7 protein-coding genes are annotated in these 8,664 nt (G+C 50.6%); 5 read left to right on the top strand and 2 right to left on the bottom strand.

From position 1 onward, the window contains the following. Both HN413_11885 and HN413_11880 read right to left on the bottom strand, forming a co-directional pair. A partial coding sequence (locus HN413_11885; protein MBT3391097.1) for a hypothetical protein occupies positions 1–645 on the bottom strand: 645 nt, incomplete at its 3' end. Between the two features lie 11 nt (positions 646–656). Further along, on the bottom strand, positions 657–1,163 hold the full coding sequence (locus HN413_11880; protein ID MBT3391096.1) for a GTP-binding protein: 507 nt from the start codon (positions 1,161–1,163) through the stop codon (positions 657–659). A 94-nt stretch (positions 1,164–1,257) separates the two neighbouring features. Here HN413_11880 and HN413_11875 point away from each other — a divergent pair, with 94 nt between their 5' ends. The 5 genes from HN413_11875 (at position 1,258) to HN413_11855 (ending at position 8,644) form a co-directional block, all read left to right on the top strand. Continuing rightward, on the top strand, positions 1,258–1,500 hold the full coding sequence (locus tag HN413_11875; protein MBT3391095.1) for a hypothetical protein: 243 nt from the start codon (positions 1,258–1,260) through the stop codon (positions 1,498–1,500). Positions 1,501–1,507: 7 nt separating this feature from the next. Further along, the gene (locus HN413_11870) at positions 1,508–3,025 is read left to right on the top strand and encodes an SH3 domain-containing protein (protein ID MBT3391094.1); all 1,518 of its coding nucleotides are present in this window, start codon (positions 1,508–1,510) and stop codon (positions 3,023–3,025) included. A 152-nt stretch (positions 3,026–3,177) separates the two neighbouring features. Then, positions 3,178–5,739 (top strand): PAS domain S-box protein, encoded by a 2,562-nt coding sequence (locus HN413_11865; GenBank protein MBT3391093.1) that lies wholly within the window; start codon positions 3,178–3,180, stop codon positions 5,737–5,739. A gap of 211 nt (positions 5,740–5,950) precedes the next feature. Continuing rightward, positions 5,951–8,131, top strand: a complete 2,181-nt coding sequence (locus HN413_11860) for an aldehyde:ferredoxin oxidoreductase (GenBank protein ID MBT3391092.1) — start codon at positions 5,951–5,953, stop codon at positions 8,129–8,131. Between the two features lie 153 nt (positions 8,132–8,284). Beyond that, entirely contained in the window at positions 8,285–8,644 is a 360-nt protein-coding gene (locus tag HN413_11855) for a VOC family protein (protein ID MBT3391091.1), read from the top strand. Positions 8,645–8,664 lie beyond the last annotated feature (20 nt).

The following is an 8,664-nucleotide window of genomic DNA, read 5'->3' as shown; positions in this document are numbered from 1 at the left end:
TTCAGCGGGCAGGCGGGTACTCATCTTTAGGAGCAAGTTTAACCCGGTTAGCGCCTGACCAATTTCGTCATGTAGTTCGCGAGCAATCTCGCGCCGCTCATTTTCTTGAACATCAACTAAACGCCGGGGAAGCGCCTGTAGTTGAAGATTGGCGTCTTCGATTTCCAATGTGCGTTCACGAACACGGATTTCAAGCTCATCTTTGGCCTGGCGCAGGGCTGCCTCAGCGCGCTGGCGGGCTTCGATATTCAGGCGCAATTCATTGCGCTGCTGCACCAATTGTTGTTCTAATGATGATTGTTCCGTGGTATCCAACGCAAAGATCAAGAGCCGCGCCCCAAACTCGTGGATGGCTTCGACGCGCAAGTTGTAATACATGGGCGCGCTATCGGGCAGGCGAGAAATAATTTGGGGGATTTCTAAAGCCCCCTCTGATGATGCCGCGATCTCGTACAGGCGATCTTCGAGACCGATCAATGCGGGGAAGTATTCCCAAAGGGACGAGTTTTCGCCCCCTTGAACTGGATCAACTACATTTTCCAGTCCGTACGCCTCCACCACTTGTAATTCATCATCCAGCAAAGCATAGGCAAAGATTTGCTGCCGGGCCAGGCGGGTGGTTATCCACTCTAAAACACGATCCATAATATGAAGTATCAGGCAATCTTGGATGCCAGCATGGCAAAAGCAGCTTCAACGTTCTCGTCGTTTTTGGCGCTGGTCAAAAATAGCGGCGCTTGAAATTCTTCGGCCAGTTCGGCCAGTTGCACTTCGGTGAGAACACGCTGCGCCACCAGATCGGATTTATTGGCTACGATCACAAAAGCTGCTCCGGGGCTGGCTGCTTGCAAATCGGCAGCATATAAACGCAGTGTTGACAAAGTGATGGCGCGGGTGAGGTCGCAAACCAGCATTGCGCCGGAAGCGCCTTTTATATAATTGGCCTGCGGGCCAGTAAATGCTTCACCCCCGGCCAGATCCCAAATTACCATTTGCAGGCGTTCATGTGGGTTTAGTTGCAACTCTTTACGGCTGATGTTTACGCCGATGGTGCTCAAATATTTCTCTTCAAAACGCTGGTACACAAATCGACGAACCAGGCTGGTTTTGCCAACTGCAAAATCACCCAACAAACAAAATTTTTTCTGAACTGTGCGCGTCATGGTCATAATGTTACAATACAAAGGCTATCAATCGTGTGCTGCTACACAAACTCTATGCAATATACCACATCTTTTTATCTTCTTGGAGGCAAGTATGACTGCTGAAACATCAAAACCCGGCGCAGCTTCGCCGAACGAATTAGAACGGTTGCGCGATATTCTATATGGAGAGCAGGCGCGGGTAACTGAAGATCGTCTTGCAGGGCTAGAAACGCGTGCCGCAGCGCTTGAAGAGCAATTGGCTTCACTGGCGAAAAAATTGGGTGATGAGAAAGTTTCCCGCGATACTTTCGGCGAGATGTTGATCGAACTCGGACAACGCCTGAAAGCGGCATGATCTCACAATGACAGTTTCCGACGCAACCCCGGCAGCATCTCCCAATAGCGAGGCGCTGCTCAATATTGTTCGGGCGATTCTTCTCTCGCAAGATCGAGAACAATTAGAAGCCCTCGAACAAGAACTCCACACGCTGACTTCTAGCACAAATATATCGCAGCAGGCACAAACGGCGCGCACCAACGCCATCTTTGAAAAACTCACGGAGCTGGATGATAAAACCCAGGCCAATGCCGACATTCAGCAGTTGGCAGAACGCCTGACACCTGTGATGACCGGTTTGATTCGGCGCACGATTCAGGATTCGCCCGATGAAATGGCTGAAGCGATTGGCCCGGTGATGGGGGAAGCGATCCGTGTACAAATTCGTGATTCGCGCAAAGAGATGGTCGAAGCGATTTATCCGATTATTGGCGAAACCATCCAGCGTGCTATCAGCGAGTTTTCCAAAGAACTGCAACGCAGTATTGATGCACGCCTAAAATCACCACTAACCCCCAAAGGGTTTGTCAAACGTCTTCGGGCGCGCTTCAGCGGTATTTCGAATGCTGAACTGGCGTTGCGCGAGGCGTTGCCTTTCAATATTAGCGAAATCTTCCTGATCCAACACCATTCGGGGCTGTTGCTGGCACACCAGCAACCCGACGGCGGCGAGGGGCACGATTCAGACTTGATCGGCGCTATGCTGACCGCGATTCGCGATTTTGTTCAGGATGCTTTTAAATCGAATTCGGCCAGCACAAGCGCCGAACTGGGCGAAATCAGCTTTGGGGATATGCAGATTAGCATTGAAAGCGGCCAGCACATTTATTTGGCAATCGTGTATTCCGGTATCGCGCCAGAGGGTTTTCACGCCGAACTGCATCAATTTATCGCCGATTTGCATGTGCAGCATAGCGCGGCGCTGCGAAATTATGCGGGCGATCCGGCAACACTCCCCAACCTGGCTCCGGCATTAGGGGCGTTGGCGCGGCCATCTCCCGTTGAAGATCAGGCCAGGCCGCTCAGCCGCGGGCAAAAATATAGCCTGGCAGGAGCCGCGATCGGTGCAGTTTTGCTGCTCACACTGGCGTGCTTCTACCTGTGGTTCACCATTAACCTGTGGCCGCTGGCTTTCCCAAAGGCTACGCCAACTTCCACGGCATCGCCCACGGCAACAGCAACCGCCACACTGACCGCCACCCCAACGGCAACGGCTACCGCAACCCACGCCACGACTTCCACGCTCATCCCCAGCGCGACTCACACGCTCACAGCCACGCAGCCCATCCCGTCGCCAACAATTTCAGTCGTTTACACAACCGGCAATGTTAATTTGCGCGCCTCCCCACAAATTGACGCCAAGATTCAAGGTGTGCTTTTGGTGGATACGCCCGTGCAGATTTTGGCAATTTATGGGGATTGGGTGCAAGTCAACTGGCAAAACGGCGACGAAATGCTGGCAGGCTGGATCAGCTCGCGGTGGGTGCAATTACCCGAAGAATTCCCTGCCTCCATTGTGACGCCCACAACTTCTGCCCCATGAATTTCGAGAGTCTCGTCCCACTATTGCCATATCTGATTTTTGCGATCGGCGTAATTGGTATCGGCATCTTCACTTCTCTAAGGGGAAAATTCAACATCCAGTCCTTTTATTATCATAAAAATGCGATCCTCAATCAACTGAGTGATGCGGTCATGGTGCTTAATCATCGCCACGAGATTATATTCACCAACGCGGCGATGACGGCTTTGCTACAAAATGCACCCCAGCCTGTAAACAGCAAATCGGCGGAAAGAGTACTCGCCAATTTCAAACCCTTTTATGAAATACTACAAAAACCTTGCCCGGCACATGAGGAAATAAGTTTTTCGCATCAGGGCAAGCTATGCCGTTATGAAGTCACCTATGCGGCGCTTTACAACATAAAAAAAGCGCCACGGGGTTATTTCGTTATTCTGCGCGACATCACCGAAGCCAGCAATTTACGCAGTGAACAGAGCGAAAACGAACATCGCTACCAGGCGCTTTTCCAACATTCCAATGATGGGGTCTTTATTCTAGACCTGGATGGCAAGCATATCCTGGTGAACCAGCGAGCCACGGATATGTTAGGTTTTCCCGTGGAGGAACTCGTCGGAAAGCATATTGCCGAAATGGTAGCTCCACATGAAATTACAGAAGCGATGGAGCGCTATCATGCCATCGTGGCGGGAAAAACGCTCCCTGTTTATGAACGTACATTCCGAAAAAAAGATGGCGCTTTTTTATCGACAGAAATCAATGCCACTCTCGTTCTGGATAATGACGGACAGCCAAAACATATCCAAAGCATTGTACGCGATATCACTGAGCGAAAACGATCCGAAGCGTATCTAATCGACAGTGAAAAACGCTACCGGAATCTGGTTGAAGATATGCCAGCTTTGATATGCCGTTTTTATCCAGATGGCACGCTTATTTTTGTCAATCAGGCCTACTGTGTAGCCTTCGCGAAAACATCAGCAGAGTTGCTTGGTTTTAATTTTTTCGAATTCATTCCGCCTGAAGAAATTCAACAAGCCAAAGCACACCTTGCATCGCTCAACCCTGCCACCCCGGTGAAGACATACGAACACAAAATCATTTCGCCCAATGGGGAAATCCAGTGGCAGCAATGGACAGATCGAGCTTTCTTTAATCATCGCGGCGAAATAATCGAATACCAGTCGATAGGGCTAGATATTAGTCACCGAAAAAAAACAGAACAACGGTTACGCGAGGCACAAAATGCTGCCGAAGCTGCCAATCAGGCGAAAAGCACCTTCCTTGCCCATATGAGCCACGAACTACGCACACCGCTCAACGCCATTTTGGGCTACAACGAGTTACTCGCGCAAGAACCCGATTTAACGCATCAGCAAGCCGATATTATTCAAATCATTAACCGCAGCGGTGAACACTTGCTGGCATTGGTTAACGATATTCTGGATTTCTCCAAAATCGAGGCCGGGAGTATTGAATTACACAATGAAACTTTTAATCTGCCGGAATTGCTGGCTAATCTGGCAGAGATGTTCCGCCTACCCATTGAAGAAAAAAATATAGCATTGGGCTTTGAGTTGCCCGATGATCTGCCACAATTCGTTCTCGCCGATCGGCGAAAATTGCGCCAAATTTTGATAAATTTAATGAGCAACGCGGTCAAATTCACCACCAAAGGCAATATCACCCTCATCGTCCACTGCCAGCCCGCCCCAGGCCCGCTGGATGAAGATACGCTCGAACTGAAATTCGCCCTGCAGGATACAGGCAGCGGAATCCCGGAAGATCAGCTCGAAAATATTTTCAATCCCTTTTTTCAAAACACTTCCGAGAACGCAGATATTGGCGGCGTAGGTTTGGGCTTACCGATCAGCCGGGAATATGCCCGCATGATGGGCGGAAAACTCACCGTCAGCAGCGAAGTGGGCACTGGTTCGATTTTCCGCTTCACAATTTTGGCGAAGGGCAATATCCACCCTGGCAAGCTCGCCACTAAAAACCGCCCAGGTAAACAACGCACAAGATTAGCCGACAACCAGCCACTCTATCGAATATTGGTTGTTGAAGATATTGAATCCAATCGCAATTTACTCACACGTATTCTGGAACCACTGGGTTTCGATCTGCAAGAAGCCCATAACGGTTTACAAGCGGTTGAAATTGTAAAAAACTGGCTGCCTGATCTTATCTTCATGGATATTCGTATGCCGGAAATAGACGGTTTGCAAGCGATTCGCGAGATCAAAAAGTTGCCAAATCGTGAGAAGATCAAATTTGTCGCCCTGACTGCCAGCAGTTTCGAAGAAGATCGCAGCAAGATTTTGGCGGCGGGCTACGATGGATTCATTCCAAAGCCTTTCCGGCGCCAGCAAATTATTGATGCTTTGGAGCAGCATTTAGGCGCAAAATTCATTTTTCAAAACACACGCTCAACCAGAAATAAAACGCTCCGTAAGGATCCTGCCTTTCCTGCACTACATGCTATTCCCCCGCTGCAACAAGCGATGAAAGATTCAGCCCTCGATGCGCTGATTCACGCGCTGGTTCACGATCTAAAGAATCCACTCAGCATCATCATGGGGTGTGCAGATATGCTTTCAGACGATCGAGAGCAATTATCGGCGGATACAATTGAACGCATCACCCAGGAGATTCTCAATAGCAGCCTGAAGCTTAATACGATGCTGGATACGATTGCAGATTCGTTGCATCAACCCAACCTCGAAGAAGAATAGACCGAAAAATCGGTGTGCGTGGGAGCACACCTATTTTCGGGATTTCACTCTCGATGATCCGGTCAGTTACGATTCGATTTTCAGCCATCAAAGCGGGAGTTTTGTCAGTTGAAAATCCAGCCAAAGCGCGTGATAATATACTCTCGAAAATAAACAGCCAGCGGATTATATAAACCTTCACCCCTGTGCACCCAAAAAAGGAGAAAGTTATATGGCTACGATTGCCAAGCCTATTGAAACCCTAAAAAAAGCGCACCACAATCTGGCATCCTACAACTATAAGATCAAACCCGTCGATAAAGGGTATGCCAATCGCACGCTTCATATCAACCTGGAAGACTACAGCATCCAGGAGCAACCCGTTACGCAGCAAATGAAAGATCTCTTCACCGGCGGGCGCGGCTTTGCATTATGGCTGCTTTGGAAGGCGATCAAGGATAACACCCAATGGAATGACCCCGAAAATGCGCTGGTGATCGCCAACGGCCCTATTGGCGGGCTGACAGCTTACCCCGGCCTGGGCAAATCAACTGTGGTCACGCTCTCGCCACTCACCAAAAGCGTGATCGACAGCAACGTGGGCGGCTATTTCGGCCCGTATCTCAAATTCTCGGGCTTTGATGCCATCGACATCCAGGGCAAAGCCCCCGAAGATGTCTTCGGCGAAGTCATCATCGTGATTGACGGGGATACCGGTGCGGTCTCCATTGAAACAGCTCCATTGGAAGATGTTGACTCCCATTTATTGGCCGGGCAGCTCGCCGAACACTACGGCGACGGCAAACGCGGCAAATATGGCGTTTCTACCGTCACCGCGGGGATGGCCGCCGAACATATTAACTACGCCTGCCTGAACTTCAGTTGGTACGATGTGCGCCGCCAGGAGATGCGCCTCAAACAAGCCGGACGCGGCGGCACCGGGCGCGTTTTCCGCGATAAAGGCATCAAAGGTATTGTCGTCAAATTTAACGGCCTCAAAGGCGATGTCAATAATCCGGTGGATATGTTCATGATCCGTCAGGCTGGCAAGCGCATCAATAGAGAAATTTCCGATTTGGACGACAAACAGAACCAGATGCGCAAAGTCGGCACCGCCCATTTGGTCGAGATCATGGATCACTTTGACCTGCTGCCGGTACACAACTTCCGCTACGGCGCGCACCCCGAACACAGCAAAATCGACTCGTCTGTCTGGCACGAACAATTCACACAGGGCATCAACGATGCCTGCTGGGCAGGCTGCACCATGTCGTGCTCACACGGTGTGGATGGCTTCGCGCTGCAAACCGGCCCCTACAAAGGCGAGAAAGTGCTCGTCGATGGCCCCGAATACGAGAACGTCTCCGGGCTGGGTTCCAACATCGGGGTGTTTGACCCGCTGGCCGTCATCGAGATGAATTTCTACTGCGACACCTACGGGGTCGACACCATCTCCTTCGCCAACTGCGTAGCCTTTGTGATGGAGTGCTGGCAATATGGCATTCTGGATGCGGAGAAAACCGGCGGACTGGACCTGACCTGGGGCAACGCCGACTCGGCCCTGGAGATTTTGCACCAAATGGCGCGGGGGGAGGGTTTCGGTGTGACCGTTGGGCAGGGTACGCGTTATATGAAGCAGTATTTTGCCGAGGAATTTGGCGGCGACGCGGCCTTCCTGAACGACATCGCCATGGAAACCAAGGGGCTGGAAATTTCGGAGTATATGACCAAAGAATCCATCGCCCAGCAAGGCGGCTACGGGTTGGCGCTGAAAGGCGGCCAGCACGACGAAGCCTGGCTGATCTTCATGGATCAAGTAAACAAGCAGCTGCCTACCCTCGAAGACAAAGCCGAAGCGCTGCACTACTTCCCCATGTGGCGCACCTGGTTCTCCATCCACGGGCTGTGCAAGCTCCCTTGGAACGATATTCTGCCCGAAAACAACGCCCAGACCGACGAGCCGCATAAAGTTCCCGAACACGTTGAAAACTACACCTGGCTCTATGAGGGTCTGACCGGCAAAAAAGTCACCCCCGATGATTTGCTGGCACAATCAGAGCGGGTTTACAACTTCCAGCGCGTCTTTAACCTGCGCGTAGGTTTCGGCACCCGCGAACACGATGTGGTTCCCTACCGCGCTATGGGACCAGTCACCACCGATGAGTATGAATCCCGCCAGGAACGTTATGACGGTCAACTCAAAGATATTCTGGGGCTTGATCCCGAAGCTATGAGTCTGGAAGAAAAAATGACTACCCTGCGAGAGCATCGCTTTGCGCAATACGCCGAAATGACCGATACCGTTTACAAACGCCGCGGCTGGAATAATAACGGCATTCCTACCGTAGAAAAGCTCAAAGAATTAGGCATTGATTTGCCTGAAGTTGTGGAAATCGTTCAACGCGCACAATAATACTTTGTGCCGCACCCCCGAAAATAAAAGTACCTGGGTGAAATTTTCCCAGGTACTTTTATTTTCGGACAATTTTTATCCCCTTTACAAATTAAGAATATATGTTCTATAATATGGCTATCCTATTCTGATTCAATCCAAGGAGCCACAGCCATGTCTAAGCATCCGATTATCCATATTGAGTTTTCAGCCGCCGACCGTGAAGCTGCCGGTCAGTTCTACAATTCAGTTTTTGATTGGAAAATCCAACAAATGCCTGAAATGAACTATGCCACCTTCACAGCCAAGGGCGGCCCCGGAGGCGGATTCAACCCCGTGAGCGAAGAAAATCCTGCCGGAACGACGTTAATCTATATCAGCACCGACGATATTCCAGCCACGCTGGCACAAATCGAGAAACACGGCGGCACGAGCATTGTCCCCGAAACAGAAATCCCTGGAGTTGGTTGGTTTGCCGTATTTAAAGACCCCACCGGGAACACAGTTGCGCTTTATAAGGACAAGCCCCAGTAAATCTTGCTTCCAAATACACA

It is taken from the genome of Chloroflexota bacterium, assembly GCA_018648225.1.
Taxonomy (GTDB): domain Bacteria; phylum Chloroflexota; class Anaerolineae; order Anaerolineales; family UBA11858; genus NIOZ-UU35.
This window is presented reverse-complemented; position numbering and strand designations above follow the sequence as displayed.